The sequence below is a fragment of the Stygiolobus sp. CP859M genome, from assembly GCF_037389975.1.
In the GTDB taxonomy this organism is placed as follows: domain Archaea; phylum Thermoproteota; class Thermoprotei_A; order Sulfolobales; family Sulfolobaceae; genus Stygiolobus.
Genome location: NZ_JBBHKS010000019.1, coordinates 67832 through 86944, shown reverse-complemented (window position 1 = coordinate 86944; position 19113 = coordinate 67832). Strand labels below are relative to the sequence as shown.

Below are 19113 nucleotides of genomic sequence, written 5' to 3'. Positions count from 1 at the left end.
CAGCAACAGCAGTTATGGGAATCTTAGGGAGGTAATACCAGGAAGTCGGTATTAGCGAGAAGTTTTTAATTTTAGACGTCGTCCCGCTGAAAAGATGTCAAACCGGAAGGGACAGGTAGAGTACGCTAAGGAGAGGTTGGTCAAGGCGGTCAACCAGATCCTGGGCGTGGTCAGGAGGAAGGGGAGGAGCAGAAAGGTCGGTTTGGCGCTAGTCCTCATGACCCTGCTAGGTGGGAGGACCAGCGTGAGGAATGCTGCTGAGACGTTCGGGTCGGACTACGCAAACCTGCTGGAGGCGTTGGGAGAACTCGACGACGCGTGGAGGGACTACTTGAAGGTCCTGTCGGGGCTGGTGAAGGGTGAGGTTGTCGTCATCATAGACGACACCGTGGACCACAAGGAGTACTCCAGAGGAAAGGACGTGAGCCCCCACGGAAACTACCGGATCTACTGCCACGCCCACGGGAGGTTCGAGAGGGGTGTGCAGCTCCTCACGGTCGCCATAGTGGACCTCTCCACGGGCAGGACGTTCATGGTGGGGGCCTTCCCCTACGCCGTGAGGAAGATGTTGGACTTGGGGATGGTTACTGAGTTCAAGACCAAGATCGACTTGGCCAGGGAGATGTTGGACGTGCTCAAGGGGTACTTCCGCGTGTCCAAGGTAGTCTTCGACTCGTGGTACTGGTCGGAGAAGCTCGTGAAGGACAACGTGGTGTCTGAGCTCAAGTCCAACCAAGCTCAGGGTCGAGTCGGCCCGGGGGACCCTCGAGGAGGTGGAGGGACACCTCCGAGTGGGAGACCTACCCCCCGGAGTCTACTACGCCGACCTGACCCTGGGAGCCCAAGTGATTACGGTAAAATTGCTAGTCCGGGAATATAAAGGTGACTCCGGGACACACGTCAGGTATCTCTACACGACCGATCTCTCGCTCAGTGAGGAGGAGATCGAGGAGGCGTGGAGGATGAGGTGGGAGATCGAGGAGCTCCACAGGGACGTCAAGGCCTTGGGACTGGAGGACTCCTCGTTCTGGAGGAGAGAGAGGCTTCAGGGTTACCTCACGATCTTCACCATCATGACCAACGTCGTCAGGGAGCTGGTGGGGGCTCTTAACCTGAGGAGCGTGGAGGCGTACCTCAGGTTCGTTGAACGTTATTTAGGCGGATCGCCGGGGCTGATGAAAATCTTTAAGTTACGTTAAAGTCCCATAACTGCTGTCAGCAATTTCCTTTTTGTCCATAACGTTAATCCTCAATGGAATTGAAAGTGTGAATACTTTACGACCGTATACCCGCTGTAAATATCGTTTGATATTCCTCAATGGAATTGAAAGGTAATTGATAATGAGCGTGGTCACACCTGACGGTGTCTTTAAACGGTATACCAAAAACCCCGGTCTATAACGGCGATCTAATGTAAGACTTGTTCACGTTAATCATTACAACGACACTATGACCTCTAAACTCTCTGTAAACGGCTATAAAACTCACATAAAAAAATTCACAACTTAACCTCACTTAACGGACGGAAAACGGGTTTTCTAGTCAACGAGTCCATTTCAGCGTACTCGCTCTCCTTTAAGTCCAGTTGAGCGTAACCTATCCCTCTGGACTTACCACCGCCGATAAAGGTGCCTACCACGCTCATAAATTCGAGCGTCTTGAACCACTCTTCTAGCCCGTCCCTAACGATAACCTTAACGCTAACGCTTTTTACGTCTACTATCTGTTCCCTGAACAAGTGCTTTTCCTTACTTTTTCTAGTCTTTCTGTCGATCACCGTGTGCGTCCTCTCGTTAATGTTAGCATCTATTAACGTGTCGGAGAAAGTCACGGCAGAGGCGAAGTACTCGCTACCGTACAACCTCTCAATTGGGCAGTTCCACATGGCGATGAACCTCCTCTTTTCCTCCTCGTATGACTCCAGCCCTTTAGCCTTTATCAACTCTCCTAAGTTATCGACATTCCCCACCCCTCCGTTTTTGTGCCCCTCGTAGTGGTCTTTACCAGCAAACAGTACTTCCGTGACCCTCCTGAAAACTCCCTTCCAACTACTTGATGGTATTACGTAGTAACCCTCTATCTCCAAGGGCTTCAGCACGTATATGTCGTCCTTGGGACCCCCCACCCTTAGCCCGTAAGGGGTGTTAAGTTTTAACTTAAACAAGTAAACTCTCTTGTTCATTGTACCCTCACCTGATCCAGTAACGAACCTAAGTCCCCAACACTTACCATGAAGTTGAGCCCTGCCGGGAGTAACTTGTCGTACTCTCCCTTCTCCTTTACGTAAACTAACGTGCCTTCACTTAACGTCTTAAACGAGGGTTTCTGCCCCGACATACTGTCGTTCGTAAACCAACCGGAGTACACAGAGGTTTCACCTATAATCACGCTCTTGCCCTCAACTTTTCCTATTGAGAAGAACGTCTTCCCGAACAGCGACGGGACACACTGCGAAAGGCAGTAAGAGAGCCCTTGCGGTTCTGGTAGGTCTACTTCTCTCACCGCTTCCACTCTAACTTCCGCGTTACTCCTGCTCTTGCCCCTCCCCAGTTTTAAAGTATTCGACTTAGCCACGTCGATGACCTCGCTGGGCTTCGCTAAAGCCCACAAAACACCGAGCTTCTTGTACTCATAGGCGAATAACATGCCGTGATATGAAGACCCTAAACGCTTATCTATGGCTACATGCATCGAGACGAAAGACTCACCAGAGAAATTGGAGTACTTGTACTCAGATGGTGTAGTCTCCTCCCTCCTTATTATGGTCCCTACCTTGGGCTTCTTTCCACTCCCCAGTTGCAATACTTCTCTGAGGGGCTTACCCTTTTCTAACTCTTCGCTTTTCCTCTTCAGGACCCCCTTCTCCTCTAAGTACTTTTTGCTTTTCCTCCCCTCGGCAGGGCTGAAGTAATGCGAAGGTACTGCTTCTACGGGATATGCTGGAGAGGCGAAGAACTGCGGGTCTATCTTCCCCTTTTGGTAGTAGTACTCTGACAACAGAGCACCCCTTAGCTGCGTTGACGGTATGTAGTCTGTGAGGGAATAGTAATAACCTTTCACTCTCCTAGCTAAAGTCATCACGTACCCGTTTATGGTTAGTTTGAGGAGGACGAACTTCACTTCACTCACCCCACATATACTGTAACAAGCTTGAGACTATTTCCTTCATCTCTTGGTCACACTTAACCTTACCACACAAGTCTTCTCCTAACTTGACGTCCACCATCGCGTTTCTACCCACCCTCCAGAACCTCAACGCGAGGAACGAGTAAAGGAGAAGTTTAAGCGCCTTATCACCGCATGAGTCCCTGAAGCTGACCGTCACTTGGAATTCGGTGTTAGGGGGTATTACTTCCTGAGTGAAGAGAGAACCTTCCTCGCTCTTTTGTGTCTTGTCGTCGATTTTCACCCTCGTTATCTCATACCTGCTGACCTTGGGGACATTAACGGTTAGGGTAAAACAAGGTGAGTCCTTGCTATCAGGGTAACCGAACAGTTTGCAAACATCACACACACCGCCTTCCTTGTGGGCTTTCTTGATTTCTTCAGGCTCTACTTTACCGCAAGAGGAGTAACCGTTAGGTAAGTAGTTAACCACTGCCGTCCTCAGTACACCCTTGACTGTAGAGCTGGGTAATACCATCGGGTTCAGGGGTATGTCCACAGCCCCTATGCTGCTACCTCCTCCTACTGTGAGTGAGGTTAAGTTCTTGATCACCACTTTGAATTCCATCAACCAACACCTACCCTGAAGTTTTTCATCATGAAGTAATAATCATAGAGGGGTATCTCCCTCGTGGGGTCTGAAACACCGTCCTTCCTACTTACCAGTTTCTTGAGGACTTCCTTGTCGTAACCTTCGTCGCTCTTGGCTATTTTCCTAAGTATATAAGCTATGACCATTAGGAAGTTGTTGGGCTTATCGAGCCTCTGCTCAGCGTAACCTACTATGTCCTCCAACTGCCTCAATCTCTCCCTCACCTTCTGTCTGTTATCCTTACTCAAGTACAACCCCACTACGTCGCTGAAGTCATACAGCTTCGCGAGTTGAAGTAGGCTCTTAACAGCTTCTATATCGTTGGCTACCACCATGTAGGAGTAGTCATTTCTCTTGTACTTCTTCAGCTCTGAGACCATGACTGACCTGCTGGCTAAGGTTGATGAAAAGACTACACATCCTATACTGGTCTTATTGTACTTCTCCGCTTCTTTTCTCGTCACGTTCTCCGGTGGTCTTATCTTACTGTTCTCCATGAGCTCTTCAGCAGCCTGGAATGCGAACTGTATGGGGTGATCAGGTTTCACCGTCACAATCCCCACTTTGAAGGTAAACCCGGTGTACTGTTTAGCCCTCTCGAACAACTTAACGGCGAAGGGTAGGGACACTATGGCGGGGGTTATGATGAATATGTCGTCTCCTCCTAAGTAAAGGACGCCCGAAAGCACCGCACTTGTTAGAGGGAACTTCCCGCTATTGGCTGACTTCTCTTTGTCAGCCAACTCGGAGATGGTCTCGTAGAAAGCTTTCTTTACACCGTAGTCCAGCCTAAAGCTTCTGTCCAAGAAATCAGAGAAGGTTGCACTTGAGGAGAAGATCACTGACCCCCTGTTACCGTCCGCCTTTATTAATGAGACGTATTTAGAGTCGTCCACCTTGGTATAACCTGCTAAGAACTCCATCGCGTATTCTCCGTAATTGTCACCAAATACCGCCTTTGCCGTTAGTTCCGGCGTCAACTTCTCTACCCTGTCAAGTTTCAGTGAGTATGTAGACTTCGCTTTACTCATGAACCCCCTTGTCTTTGAGAGTTTCCTCATCTCCAAACAACGTCTGCATAAATATTCTTCCTCGTCCTTGTCTACAGCCGGTCGAACTCCGCAGTTATCACATACCCTGTGGAGCCCTACCGAGTACACCTCTTCTTCAAAGTCAGCTAAGTACCTTTCGTAAAACTGGGCCTTTATGCTGTCCCACATTTCGTTGTACTTCACTATGTAGTCCTCATAAGCGAAATCACTGACACTCACACTAAGTTTCAGGTCGAGGTCTTTTAGAACGGGGAGTTCCTTGAATAACTCTTTAATTTCACTTACACAATCCTTCTCGCACATGTCCTTCCTTATGACTATGTAGGAGTGGCCACCGTAACCGCTTAATAACGCCTCAGCCGGTAACCTCGACTTGGTCCTTTTTGAGTACTCAGTGTCCAACACGATGAATGGGTAGACGCTAACTAGGAAGTCCACCAACATGCTGGCAAAGGACATGTCCCTGATCTTAGGGTAGTTGAAGATAAACTTCTGTATCCCGGGGAAGTCTATGTACGCTATGTAACCCAATAACCTGCCTTTAGGTTCAACCCTTTGTACCCTCTCCACTTTTTCAGGGATGAACGGGAACACCTTAGCTTCGTCATTTTCGATGATGTCCTCGGGCAACAAGTAGCTTAAAATCTTAATGTACAACTCTTTAGATAACTTCTCGTATTTTTCCCTTCCCAATTTGTCGAAACAGTCAAAGGACTCCTCACGTCGTTTGCTGAAGCACTCCATAGCCTCTTTCCCGACATTCTTCAGGGCTTCATTAACTAAGTCTGATAGCCTGTCCGCACTTGCCGCTAGTCTGTCTGCCTTACTTATTATGCTTTCAAAGTCACCGTGGTGTGAGACTACTAGCCCTTTCACCCTCCCCAGTTTGATACAAGAATTGGCTGTCCTATTCTCTAACTCCCTCATTATGTCTAAAGCCTCTTGAACGTGATGCCTCGGGTTAAACAGCTTACCTATATCGTGTAGTAACGCAGCTACTCTTAGGTAGTTTAAGTCATAAGATGCCGGTTGTAACAACCACGTCATTAACGACGTCAACTGGATGTGGGACACTAATGAAGTGAAGTTAAACCCCGGCCTCGTGTCCGCAGGTGTCTCCAGCAACGCCTCGTAAACGTCCCTGATAGAGTAGAAGTAGTCCCTGATCAGTTGACGTATAGTGTCTATGTGATTAAAGTCCTCGATTTTCTCCAAAACTTGTTGTAACGTGTCCTTCACGGTGATGTTCATGTCCTTTACGTGTCGTGCGACGACGTATACGAAGAAGTACTCGAAAGCCGTGGGTAGGTACTTCCCCTCCGTTATAGGTGCGTAGGAGACGAACATGGGTAACTTATACAACATGGAGATTAGGTCTGCGTAAACGTCCATCGCTTTCTTCTCGTTGTTGTTGGCAATCACACACGATACCTCTGCTAAGTGAGAAAGCAAGTCCACGACTTTCTCTTCTAATTCACTATTACCTTCATAAGACCTACCGCCTTCTCCGTCGAACTTTACGACGAACTCGGGTAAGTTCAGTTTACCCCTCAGAGTCATACTTCACCACCATCCTGATATACTCGTTTACTTTGCCCTCCTTGTCAAACCACTTCAACTTTTTGTCCTCTTCTTCAACTTCCAACACTTGCAAACACTCCCCGTCTTCAAGGAAGTCCAACGAAAGGTCTACCTTAACACACAACTTCTTTTTACTCATCTTTACCACTCCTCGTTGAAGTCTAAAGGATTGTACTTCTTTATGAACTCGTTTAACGCGTTAACGTATTCTCCTTTTACTAAAGAGAACCTGACCCTCCCAAAGCGTCTGTCTGAGTACTTAAACCTGCCCATGAGCATAATCTTCCCCTCAAGTTTACCGCCCTTTATCCTAAAGCCCATGCCGTAGAGTAGCATTCCCAGATCCACGTTGTTAAAAGAGTGGTACAATACCTTTCCCCTGAACTTAGACCCCTTGACGGCACTCTCGTAGTACTCGTTGTATACGTTTACAAACTCGGCTTTACCCTGAGTCATTACTAAGTCCGAGAACGAGACTCTGCTCGCCAATCCGGCGTTGCCTAACAAGTCGCACACGGGGCAAACTTGTTCCGGGAACTTGTCACTGTACTTATGTCTGGGGTTCCTGAAAATCCTCTTGTACACCTCGGAACTACTATTCGAGTTCCTAGACACTACGTAACACGAATTAGGTATTGAGAGCTCTAACCTCGTCCTCACAAGGCCCTTGACGGTAGACCCGGGGATAACAAGTTTCTCCCCGTATTTAGCCATCTCGTGTGTCACTGGTGAGAAGTACCCGCTTAAGTCCGGTATAGAGCCCTTCAACGCACTCTCAACCAGTTGCTGGATGTTGTCCAAAGGCTTTAGGATCTCTATGTCATACACCCCGCTCCCTACGTGGAGGTAGTCAGACACTACTTCCATCTCTATTTCGATAGCCCCCTCCAGCCCGGGCTTGTTCCTCTCAGTGTACTGGGTACGGTATCTTTGCATTGTTGAAAGCCTCCATGAAAGGCTTCATCTGCTCGAAGAACTTATCCCCTTCACCTTTTACCTCTTCCCCCATATCTACTTTTACGTCTTCATCACCTATCTTCTTCTCTCCCTTGTCGATAAACCTCAATGAGGAGAACTTCATGAAACCGAACCCCCTAGTCTTATGCCCCCCTATCTGGACGTAACCGTCGTGAATCGACTTCATTATAGTCAGTAGGTACCCTATCACGTAGTTCGGTAGGTTATTCCCAATCATTTTAAAGGAGAACTTAGAGCCAGGCTCTACGAACTCTACTTGGACTAACGCACCCCTAGCAGCTGCGCCCTCAGTCCTGCTGATCGCGACCATACTCCTCGAGCCTAACTTGAATTCTAACGCCCTTGAGTCCAAGAACTTGACAGCTGCTATGACGCTCATCGTACCGAAGAGTTTACAGTTTAGGCACGTGTAATCCCAAAAGATCTTAAGGGCTTCTTCAACGTTATGAGAGATACTTCTCTGGAAGTCGTTGAATTTCCTGAAATTGTTGAGGCAGTAGTCCTTACCCACACCGCTACAGACGGTAACCTTCTTGTTCCTCAATATCCTCTCTCCTGCAGACCTGAACACGCCTTTCCAAGATGATCCGGGGATCACCGGTACACCGTCTACGTCTTTCAAAACCGTATCTCTGACCACGCTTGCCGGGTCGAAGCCACCTGACTTGCCCGTGCCTATCCTCAGTGGGGACTGGAGTTCCAGTACCCCCTCAATTACGGTTTGTCTTTTTGTCAAGTCCTTTCTGACGAAAGTGTAGTCTACCACGACTTGATCGCCTCCATTAGGTCGACTTCTTGGGGTTTCGTGAATTCCCTTACCTTCCTCACTTCTGCTTTGCTTGAGACGAGTTTGATTAGACCGAAACCCGCACTCTTCTTAGCTCCGACGAAAATACCCTCCGTAGCTAGGGTCTTTAACAAGTACCTCATCACTTCAACGGTCTTTGCCCTCCAGTCCTCGCTTTCCCCGTTTATTATGTCCAGGTTGTAAATGAACATGGTGAAGTTGAATGTCGAGTTCGGCTCTACGTAGTCCAACGTGTAGAGGTGACCGGGTAGCTGACCTCCAAACACTCTGTTAATGGTGACCATGGTCCTTTGGGATACTGAATAATCTTCCGCCAACGCGTCGAGTATATAGACCCTCGAGGAGAGGTCTTTGAAACCAAAAAGGATACAAGGTATGCAGAAAGTGTTAGCCTCGGCACTACAACTCTTGCAATCTTTATCGTCCAAGTCACAAACTATGTACCTTGAGTCCCCCCAAGATTTGACATAAGCCTCAGCTAAGCTCCTCAGTGCCCCTTTCAAGCTCGACCCGGGTATTACCGGCTTGTCTCCTACTCTCAGGATTGGGTTATCGGTTTGGTCTATAAAGCTCTGTGACTTACCGTAACCTATCCTTAATGGGGTCTCGTTTTTTAACTTCCCCGTTATTTTCACTATAGTTTTCAGCTCGTCCAAGTCATAGCACTTTTCGTTCTCCACTTACATCCTCCTCACTAACTCGTTTACTAACTTCTGGAAAGAGTCTACACCTTTTAGTTGATTCCCGTCTACGTGGAGACCGTGGAGTGTCTCGTAAATCCACTTCACGTAACCGAGAAGTTCCAAGGCTTTCTTTATGTCCTCGTCCGTGTTTTTCAAGTCTTTTAAAGCACTGAGCAAAAGCCTGCTCGTGTTCTTATCTATCTCCCCTCTCCCGGTTTGTCGTAAGATATATGCCAAAAGGTCCGGTATACTTTTCCTGCTCTGCATGTACGTTAAGAGGTTATTAATCGTCGTGACCTCTACAGATGGTTTAGGCTTTCCACCCCTTGATTCCGGAGAAGGTGTATATGCAGAAATCGCTATCTTAGTGGCTATGTCCAACAAGTCCGTGCTTGTCTTAGCAACTTGAGCCATGAAGAATTCTATCTAATTATACATTAATAAACTTTAGGTTTATTTAACTAATGTAGTGTTAAGCGTGTTAGACATGAAAGAATTTTCCTAACACTTTGTAACATTAAGGAAGGTACAAAGATGTAATACACACGAAAAATATATATACTAGAATACGTTTTGAACCGGGCTCCGCTCAAAGCTTACGCATCTCTTCAATTTCAGAGGCACTATGAGTTGACAAACCGTCTTTTGGAAACATTCCCCAAGGGGTTTGGGCTTCATTGAATTTTCATAAATTTGTATTTAATTCTCAAGCTTTGGGATTCACCATAGTCACGGGAAAACCCATTCATACCCCTCAGCCCCTTTAGCGGAATAACCCCGACCCACACCCTATACGGATGTGGGGAAACCCGCACATCCTGAGGTAAATATTGAGATATGCGTTCAATTGCCTATCTAAAGCGAACCCACACCTCTCGCAGTGAAAAGTCCCGCCGACCTTTAGGGAAACCCATCCACATCTAGGGCAGGACTTAGAAGTGTGGTAAGGGTTAACCTTCTTCAAGAAGGAACCGTAAAGGAGAGCCTTGTACTTAAGCACACGGTGTATAATCCTCCATACAGTCCTTGAAACTTCTTAGACGATCTATTGCTAGCATCTTGGAACATCTCTTTTTTATTCAACTTCTCGATAACAAACATAGTGAGAGGACATTCCCAACAGTTTGTTCATGAACTTGTGAACATAATCTAGCACATGATATCTTTCATGGTGGGAGTACTTTCTCGTCAGCAATTTCCCCTTTCTACCGTGCTTAGAGGCGAAGGACTGTATTCTACCCCTCTTCAACTCCATACCGAACTTAAGGCTATACAACTCCTTTATGATATAATAATGAATGACTGTTGTCTAAAAAAGGGCATTAATATAATAGTCTCTCCACAAAGAAATAATATATTGCAATATTTAGTTTTATATGCAAAAAATAGTCAAATGAGAGGTAGGTTATCTCTTTTAGTATGGGGTGACGAAGCGGGGTGAGTGTTCCTCGCCCGAGGGTGACTTTAAGCGGTGATAAAATTGTGGCCCACTAAACCCGCTGATAAATATATCTGATTCTGTAGTTTTAAACTTTCTTATCATAAGCCACCCTTAAATTTATAAAAGATAGTTAGTTAATATGGAGATAAAGAAAATAATGAAATAAATAAACTGTTATAATATTCACATTGTGATAATAAAAGGGCAAAGATAAAAACAAAAAAGTTTTTAAATTTGTTTTTGCAGAAGTAGAAATCGGGGATGAGGGGATGATGAGCAGGGTCAGAATTGACCTATGATAGGTTGCACGGAAGCTGACCTGACCCCCTCATCCCTAATTCATTACTTATCTTTTCAACTATTAAGCTTTTCTTCTCATCCAATTTTGAAAAGTTGAGCAGAGAATGAGGTTGGATCCTAACGTTAAATCTACGACATGAGACTGACTTCCTACCCGCCAGCGAGGGTTTCCATCATCGGTATGGGCTTACATCCCTCATCTGAGGGGCAGCTGAGAGGGGCAGAGACCCCCATTTAGATTAACTATTGCAATAACATCACGATCATTCTCATAACCACTAGAACACTTAAACCAACTATGGGAAATCTTAACTATACTTTCACCGCACTTAGGGTAAGATACTGAAGAATAACTAGGACTAACATACTGAACTAGAATACCGTGCTTCTTAGCTTGTTACTCAATCCAATACTGCAAACAACGGTACTGCATCAGATACAACTTATCCCTAAACTCACTCGGTAGTTTATGAACATTCTTATTGAGGTTCCTTATGTCCTCTAACTTAATAATATTGGCACCGAAACCTTCAGAGATTTCAACAACCTACTTCCCGACCTTCCTAGCAAAGTCCTCCATGACCTTCTTAGCCCTTTAACGGAAAGAACGGACTCTATACTAGATCCTCTTATCCTCCCTCCACCTCCTAGGGTACTTCCTCTGCAAATTCTCAGTTAAAGACTTCCAATGGTGAACTTCCTCAAGGCGAGTTGAAATCCTAACGTAGTGTTCATCGTCCTTCCCTACAACTATATCATTCATATTAACTTCTTAAGCATCTCATATTCCTTAACTAAAATTGTGTAAGTTGTATTCATGGAAGGACTTAGCCTTATAATCCACGCATGAAGCCTTAAATTTTCGTTTCGCAAAATTTGATGTTAAATGACGTTAATGTGAAATGAGGGTAGGGGTAGCAAAACCATTAAGCTTTTTTAATATCATAGTACCACTCTCGACTCGCTGGATTTTACCCAAACTCCTTTGAAGACTAAGGTATTAGCTTTGTGATCCCCTTTACATCTTTAAAAACACAAGGACTATGCAGTCCCCTAACCTCATAATACTACGCTATTTTTCCACACAGACATTGTTAATCACATTTAAATGACCTCGTTCAATGACAACAATATTATGCGAAAGTAAATCTTAATATCGAGTAAGTAGGAAAATATTTAACCCAAATTGAATTGATAGAAAAAATATTATTATGTTAGACCAGTAGATCATTTTTTCTAATAAATTCCCTTAATGACTTCTTTTTTAACCCTCTTTTTAAAACACTCAGTATAAGTGGAGTAGACTTTGCCTTGGGGGGATATTAAAAGACTGAGATAGGTAGCTTACATTTCCGATTATACAGTGCGTCTTCTTGTCCTAAAAGAATCCAACGTAATATTTCGTTTGACAAAATGGTAAATATTGAAAACAACTAATTATCGTAAACTCTGAGCCTCTATAGTTTCAGAGTGGAACAATAAGTATGGATTCGGTTTATTTCATCAGCCAAAGCTCTTAAACTCTCTTTATAACAGTTAATACGCAGGCAGAATTACTGTGGGTTCTGCAATAAGCCGATCAAGAATGACATAAAGCACTTCATGACGAAGAAAGACGACTCCCACTTTCTATACCTACTTCTACTTAGGGGCTTAAGTTGGTTGCCATAAGAGGAGAGAGGACTAGCACAAGCACTAATTGAAAAAATGCTTTTCGACGGGCGAAGACGATGAAGAACAGAGCGGTATTTTTTCCAAAAAGGTAGAGATAATCAAAAATAGAGGTAACAGTATACCTAAAGCCATTTTTAAAACTCTCCTTTTACAAATTTGGAGTGGATATATCTCCCTCCTCTCTTTTCACTCTTTTCATAGTTTTGACGAGTTTGATGGTATCGTGAAACTAGACGATGACTTTTCACCCTTTTCATAGTTTGGGCATCTCCCCTCAGACCTATACCTCTTCTTATCTTTAATCTGACCATCGGTTATCCTCTCGGACAGTTCGTCGAACTTATGAGAGACCCCTTGCTCCCTTCGTACCTAAGTAGCGGACTCTGGTCTCCTCTATTGACTCGTTTAACCACTTTACAAAAATAGGGGTTAAGGGGTCCCCTTCAGGAGTCAGGTGTCCCAAGGATGTCATTGCCTTGTTCATATCGTTAAGTTGAGGTATGTAACTTAACGAGAGGTTTTACAAAAACAAGGACGTGAACAGAAATAAGGTGGCCGTTGTACGTACATAGTATACTGTAAGAGTAACTATATCTAAAATAATCTGATAAAGTGTAATATAAGGAGCTACTAAGATGAGTTACTGAAAATCACGCAGACCTTAACAGCACAGTACCGTACAGCTTGCTAACCTGGATTTATGCTCCTTTTTTTTTGTTATTATATATGGGATTGAATTTTTCTTAGCAACTGGAGAGCTTATACAATTATTCTCACGTCGTAGATTTAACGTTAGGATCCAACCTCATACTCTGCTCAATCTTTCAAAATTGGATGAGAAGAAAAGCTTAATAGTTGAAAAGGTAATTAATAAATTAGGGATGGGGGGTCAGGTCAGACGGAGGTACTCCTATGACAGGTCAACTCGTGTTGTGTACATCATCCCCTCATCCCCATTTCTACTTCTGCAAAGACACTTTTAAAAACTTTTTTGTTTTTATCTCAGCCCTTTTGTTATCACAATATGAATATTATAACAGTTCTTTTATTTCATTATTTTCTTTTACTTTACAAAGAAAGGGATTAAAGGGGCTGAAAGCCTCGCCAGATGGATAGCCCCGTGTTTAAACATTTCTTTGCAAAAATTTCTCTTAGTGACGCTAATGATGCTCCTCCCTAGCTTAATGGGACTGTGGGAGGAGCAACCGTTATCTCCTTCCTTGAAGGGACCAGAGCTTGGTAATGAAAGTCCCATCTTCAAATGGGATTGGTTCTCTGAGCCACTCGACTGCCCGCCAGATGTAAACCCGAATCGATGGTGGGAACGATGAGATGGGAACCCTCGCCCCTTCCAAGGCAGAGAGGAAGTCAGTTTTTACGGATTCACCTCTCTATCAGTAATTACCTTGATCAGTGATAGCAAGTTAATATCCCTGCTCGATGCTAAAAGTGTCATTATTATTTTCCTCATGTGATAGCAAGTTAATATCCCTGCTATGATAGCTCGATATGGTAACGGACATTACTGTCTCGGGCAAGAGGGAAAAACCCTCTTCACCTCATATAAACGCTTTCCCAAGCTAGCTCACTAACGACCTCGGGTCATATATAAAGGTATACCTTATCGTCTTATCTCCCTTCCTTAGGTACATCGCTAGCTTCCTCGCCCGTGTAAACACCGCTTTGTAGATGCTCTCGTCCCTCTGTTTCTTGGTCATTATACTGAAGAACTCCTCACTCACTTTCCTAACGCTGTCCTTATCCAGCTCTCCGTCCACGACCTTAAGCCCTTTCTTATACGCCCTTATAACAGCGTGTACTGCTACAGGCTTGAACATCTCGGAAAAGTCGAAAGTCAGGGGAGTAGAAAACCTCGTCTTATGCATCACACCGTAAGTCGGGTCGAAGCCGAAAGACAAGAGGGCCCTATTACACACCGCGTACAACAACGAATAGGCTAGGGATAAAGCCTTATTGAAAGGGTCCGGGCTCGTCGGCTTTCTCCCCACCTTAGCTACTTCAGGCGGGAAAAGGGTGAAAACCCTCTCCCAGAAACGCCTGCTGTTATTCGCCTCCCACGTGAGTAAGTCGTTACCCTCCACGAGATCCGGAGGGTCGACTTTATAGTACTTTAACAAGTTAGAAAGACCTTTGAACTTCGCAGTTATGAACTCCCTAGCTACCTCCTCTTTCTCTTGTTCACTCATCCTGAACTGTTTCTCCCTGACCTCGGAAAGCAGTGTTATACCGTTAGCTGAAAGTACCGAAACGCCCCTCTTAGTCGAGATTACTAGTGGGATATTATTACTTGACAGTAGCGATATCAGAGCGGTGGAAATATACGCTTTACTGCCCAACACGACTATACCACTGATGTCACGTAGGTTGTAATCCTTAGTCCCCTTATCATACGTGACTATGATCTCCGACGCGGACTTACGGTCGATTTTTGTCGGGTTAATGAGTATCAAGAGCATTGATGCACAGTAATAATATTGATCTTACATCGGTAAAAAATATATAGTATATAATGTAACGTGTTCCCCTTGCGTAGACCCTCCGATTATTACGGAGGAACTTTATGCACGACTGCTACTAGCTTCCACGAATTTGACGCCAGCCCTACTCAGAGGAACCTTATACACGGCTGCTACACGGGTGAGGTCAACAATACCTCCGCTACGTCAGTCACGACGTCGTGCAGATGACCGGTTTCTCTTACACCCAGCTTGCTTTGATTAATATTCCTGCACCGGTATTACGAATATGATTGAAAATCTAGTTTTTTCCCTATATTAACTTAGTGTGTCTTTACACTTCCTATACTTACTTAACCGATTGTAAGTCTAGTTTATCTCCGAATTTTCTCCCCTCAACAGTTAAGTTTATAAGAGTATATTATTAATTGTACAAAAAATACTTTAAATTGTAGCGCGAGTTTACTCTTAGACTTTCACACCTTCTTTTTCTTCTTTTATAACCGTTTTTCCCTCCTCAATCTTTCGCAGGCAAAAATCTTCTATTCCATCATCATCTTTTATTCAGTTGAAATTCAGGCAACAACACCCACACCTCTTATCACCTTTAAATAGGGGTTATTAATTTTACTGTTGAAACACCAATGAAAACTTAAGGGAGAAAAGAGCGACTTCTACAGTCCACCCCTCATTTTAAGTTGAAAAACAACCTTTTTTAGTAACAATTTCTACACTATAACAAGAGAACAGTGTAAAAACAACGAAAGACGCAGCGTGAAGGCGATGCACGGTCGAAATAAGAAAGAACTGAAAGTTATTCCTTCAAGTCAAAGTTTTACTATGACTTTGTCGAAATAAGAAAGAACTGAAAGGCCGGAGTAAACGGTATTGAGCTGACTCCGTTAAGTCGAAATAAGAAAGAACTGAAAGTTTTCCCCAATTGTTATATTGTTATTGGGGTATTTGTCGAAATAAGAAAGAACTGAAAGCCAATTTTCTTTTGTTTGTCTTCAACTTCACCAAGTCGAAATAAGAAAGAACTGAAAGATAACTTTTGCCTTTTCAAATAGAAGACTGGAGTGTCGAAATAAGAAAGAACTGAAAGTTACTGGGAATATCGTACCATATACCGCTATAGAGTCGAAATAAGAAAGAACTGAAAGAAAATCTCTGTTATAATCTGTTGTGATTCCCATTCAGTCGAAATAAGAAAGAACTGAAAGCTTAATTCTTCTGTGGTTATCGGGAGATAATGTTCTGTCGAAATAAGAAAGAACTGAAAGAAGACTTGTTACTATGACAAACACGAGGAAAGGTGGTCGAAATAAGAAAGAACTGAAAGCCCCTTAAACTCCCCAGTTTCTTTCAATTTTTCTGTCGAAATAAGAAAGAACTGAAAGCCGATAAGCAATGTAGGAAACCCCGTCAGAAGTCCGTCGAAATAAGAAAGAACTGAAAGAAACGGAATGAATAGATCTGAAGCTGTTAGAAAGGGTCGAAATAAGAAAGAACTGAAAGGCGACCAGTAAGGTAGGAAGTGTTTGCGGGCTTAGTCGAAATAAGAAAGAACTGAAAGAGAAACGCTAGTTTTTGGGCCCTTTCCCTAAGTTCGTCGAAATAAGAAAGAACTGAAAGTTAGCACAATCTATATTAAAATTGCAATGCTCAGCGTCGAAATAAGAAAGAACTGAAAGTCATCGCCTCGTATTGTAGTCTTTTCTGCTGTCTAGTCGAAATAAGAAAGAACTGAAAGAGAAAATAAGATGTTGCACGTAACGATAGAAGATGAGTCGAAATAAGAAAGAACTGAAAGGTCAGGATGACGCTGAAAGTGAACGGGTAGTTGGGGGTCGAAATAAGAAAGAACTGAAAGAAAAATAAAAGCTGGTCCTATTATAAATTGTAATTGTCGAAATAAGAAAGAACTGAAAGTCTCACCTGGGCGGGCCCGCATGAAGACCAGTCGAAATAAGAAAGAACTGAAAGTACCTGGAGACAGAAGCCCAGGTCTTTTTTCTAAAGGTCGAAATAAGAAAGAACTGAAAGCTGTTATAATTAACTATCATGTGTAGGATGTCGGCGTCGAAATAAGAAAGAACTGAAAGTAGCTTCGTAAACTAAGTAAGCTAGGTTACTACTGTCGAAATAAGAAAGAACTGAAAGTTTTTGATTGCTAACGGGAATAGTTTGTTTAATTTGTCGAAATAAGAAAGAACTGAAAGCTATACCGAATGATTCAAAAGGCTAGGGCGAAAGGTCGAAATAAGAAAGAACTGAAAGCCTCCAAAAGGAACAACATCAGCAATTCCAAACGGTCGAAATAAGAAAGAACTGAAAGAGTCCTGGAATATACCAAGTTCCGAGAGCAATTTGTCGAAATAAGAAAGAACTGAAAGCTTGCTATCAAACTCTGAAGCTCTGAAAACTTTTGTCGAAATAAGAAAGAACTGAAAGTCACTCATATGGTCCGGTGATGTTATTTTAAAGTGTCGAAATAAGAAAGAACTGAAAGATATTGTTCAAGAAGTGTGGTGGGAGATAGTCTCGTCGAAATAAGAAAGAACTGAAAGATATTAACAACTGATAAAACTGTAATTTCTATTTTTGTCGAAATAAGAAAGAACTGAAAGATACGGCGGTTTTATAGAAAACGGAACGATTTTTGTCGAAATAAGAAAGAACTGAAAGGGCATATAGAAGGGTCGGGCAAGTACATGAGAACGGTCGAAATAAGAAAGAACTGAAAGGTCCAATGGGACTTCGATATGCTAGACTTCCCTGCAGTCGAAATAAGAAAGAACTGAAAGTCTTCGACTTTTATTTCTTTGACTTTAAGAAGCCCCGTCGAAATAAGAAAGAACTGAAAGATTATGCCGTCAGTCTATATTTACCCACCGTTATGTCGAAATAAGAAAGAACTGAAAGATATTACAGCGTTCATAATGATCGTTGGTCTGGCGTCGAAATAAGAAAGAACTGAAAGTAGAGTAAGGATTTCCCGCGTAAATTATTGGAATACAGTCGAAATAAGAAAGAACTGAAAGTTCTACTCACCTGAGCTTCATTTTCTCTATTTTAGTCGAAATAAGAAAGAACTGAAAGTTTTCCAAATATTATTACAAATGTGATTGAAAAATGTCGAAATAAGAAAGAACTGAAAGCCTCTTTTTTCTGCTCTTCGACTTTTTGAGAAGATGTCGAAATAAGAAAGAACTGAAAGTTTAGTTTTATGTAATCATTTATTCGCATCAACTTGTCGAAATAAGAGAGAACTGAAAGGGGCTTTACATTCAGCTTAACGCAAAGGGTCTCATGTCGAAATAGGGAAGAACAGAATTGATCTCACTTAGTTACTCCAAAATAGTTATTAAACTCGTCACCACATATCTCTTGAAATGTTCAAGTCTTTCACCGTAACCATAAGGACGAAATATTCAAGAACCTATTCAAATTTCACGGGCAAAATAAGTAAGACCGTCCTCCTATTTGAAATGCCCGACCTCCAACCCATGTTCCAGCCCCACAAGGGCTTCTTAAAACCCATACACGTGTCCCCGTTGATAGATGAACACGGGAGCCCAGTCTTCCCTTACTATCACAAGGGGTCGTTAAAAGGGACGGACATAAACGGGACTTTCAAGTTTAAGGTCGGTGTGCCCCATGAGTTGGCTGAAGTACTCTTCGAGAAATTTAAGGAAGACGTGGGGGTCAGGAATAGGACTAAGTTCGAAAACGAGCTCTTGGAGTTCGTGATAGTCGACGTGAAGGAAGACCGATACACTCTCCCAAAAAGGTTCAAACTCTGTTTCTCGCCCTCACTCCTCATCCACCCCTTGTTAGTGAACAGGGATATAAGGAAGTTCCTCCCTACACCTTCAGCCGTCTTCTGGGTACCCTATTCACTCCTAAGAGGCGACACTAACGTGAGTAAAGAGGAAGTGTTATCACTGGAGGAAGGGATAGTAGAGACTTGGAAAAACAGACTTAAGACAATTTGGATACCTTACGACGGGAATAAGGAGCCAGTGCTCATAGGGAAGGTAGAGTACATAGTTCTGAAAGAGGACTTGATGAAGGTAGTTGAGACGGCACTGGTCATGGGCGTAGGTGCGTCTAGAGCGAGCGGTTTCGGTCATGTGGAGTTATGCGACAAGGAGAGGGCAGTGATCGACGAAGACGATCAAGAAAACCCATCGTAGTAACGGTCGAGGGAGAAAGCCAAACGTGACCCCATGTCGGCAGGGAGAACCACTTCACTGTCAAAGCTTCCCTAGTGGTACAGACCGTAATGTAAGTCTTAGTTTTAGGAATAGTAGCAATGCTAAGCAACTAGTGGTACAGACCATAATGTAAGGGAAAGAG

11 protein-coding genes, 3 pseudogenes and 1 CRISPR repeat array are annotated in these 19113 nt (G+C 43.6%); of the genes and pseudogenes, 2 read left to right on the top strand and 12 right to left on the bottom strand.

Features of this window, described 5'->3' with window-relative positions; translation table 11 throughout:
• Positions 1-94: 94 nt before the first annotated feature.
• Positions 95-1199: pseudogene (locus WIW72_RS09060) on the top strand (transposase).
• Between the two features lie 299 nt (positions 1200-1498).
• On the opposite strand, the gene WIW72_RS09055 reads toward WIW72_RS09060, so the two are convergent.
• From WIW72_RS09055 to cas1, 12 genes and pseudogenes are all read right to left on the bottom strand, one after another.
• On the bottom strand, positions 1499-2182 hold the full coding sequence (locus tag WIW72_RS09055) for an RAMP superfamily CRISPR-associated protein (protein WP_337721396.1): 684 nt from the start codon (positions 2180-2182) through the stop codon (positions 1499-1501).
• A complete protein-coding gene (locus tag WIW72_RS09050; protein ID WP_337721395.1) occupies positions 2179-3120 on the bottom strand; it encodes a hypothetical protein in 942 nt (313 codons plus the stop codon). Before WIW72_RS09050 ends, WIW72_RS09055 begins: the two co-directional genes overlap by 4 nt.
• A 1-nt stretch (position 3121) precedes the next feature.
• Positions 3122-3733 (bottom strand): RAMP superfamily CRISPR-associated protein, encoded by a 612-nt coding sequence (locus WIW72_RS09045; protein ID WP_337721394.1) that lies wholly within the window; start codon positions 3731-3733, stop codon positions 3122-3124.
• On the bottom strand, positions 3733-6369 hold the full coding sequence (locus WIW72_RS09040; protein WP_337721393.1) for an HD domain-containing protein: 2637 nt from the start codon (positions 6367-6369) through the stop codon (positions 3733-3735). Before WIW72_RS09040 ends, WIW72_RS09045 begins: the two co-directional genes overlap by 1 nt.
• Positions 6353-6529, bottom strand: a complete 177-nt coding sequence (locus tag WIW72_RS09035) for a hypothetical protein (RefSeq protein WP_337721392.1) — start codon at positions 6527-6529, stop codon at positions 6353-6355. Before WIW72_RS09035 ends, WIW72_RS09040 begins: the two co-directional genes overlap by 17 nt.
• Before the next feature lie 2 nt (positions 6530-6531).
• Positions 6532-7326, bottom strand: coding sequence for an RAMP superfamily CRISPR-associated protein (locus tag WIW72_RS09030; protein WP_337721391.1), 795 nt, complete (start codon positions 7324-7326; stop codon positions 6532-6534).
• Positions 7298-8134, bottom strand: a complete 837-nt coding sequence (gene csx7 / locus WIW72_RS09025; RefSeq protein ID WP_337721390.1) for a type III CRISPR-associated RAMP protein Csx7 — start codon at positions 8132-8134, stop codon at positions 7298-7300. Before csx7 (WIW72_RS09025) ends, WIW72_RS09030 begins: the two co-directional genes overlap by 29 nt.
• A complete protein-coding gene (csx7, locus tag WIW72_RS09020) occupies positions 8128-8856 on the bottom strand; it encodes a type III CRISPR-associated RAMP protein Csx7 (RefSeq protein WP_337721389.1) in 729 nt (242 codons plus the stop codon). Before csx7 (WIW72_RS09020) ends, csx7 (WIW72_RS09025) begins: the two co-directional genes overlap by 7 nt.
• On the bottom strand, positions 8857-9273 hold the full coding sequence (locus tag WIW72_RS09015) for a hypothetical protein (RefSeq protein ID WP_337721388.1): 417 nt from the start codon (positions 9271-9273) through the stop codon (positions 8857-8859).
• A 260-nt stretch (positions 9274-9533) separates the two neighbouring features.
• Positions 9534-10144: pseudogene (locus tag WIW72_RS09010) on the bottom strand (zinc ribbon domain-containing protein); the annotation flags it as partial.
• A gap of 629 nt (positions 10145-10773) precedes the next feature.
• Positions 10774-11372: pseudogene (locus tag WIW72_RS09005) on the bottom strand (IS200/IS605 family accessory protein TnpB-related protein); the annotation flags it as partial.
• A 2482-nt stretch (positions 11373-13854) separates the two neighbouring features.
• Complete coding sequence (gene cas1, locus WIW72_RS09000; RefSeq protein WP_337721387.1) at positions 13855-14751, bottom strand: CRISPR-associated endonuclease Cas1; 897 nt, start codon at positions 14749-14751, stop codon at positions 13855-13857.
• A 790-nt stretch (positions 14752-15541) separates the two neighbouring features.
• Positions 15542-18030: direct repeats of the CRISPR family, unit length 24 nt; unit sequence GTCGAAATAAGAAAGAACTGAAAG.
• Between the two features lie 116 nt (positions 18031-18146).
• Here cas1 and WIW72_RS08995 point away from each other — a divergent pair.
• Positions 18147-18950, top strand: coding sequence for a hypothetical protein (locus WIW72_RS08995; RefSeq protein WP_337721386.1), 804 nt, complete (start codon positions 18147-18149; stop codon positions 18948-18950).
• Positions 18951-19113 lie beyond the last annotated feature (163 nt).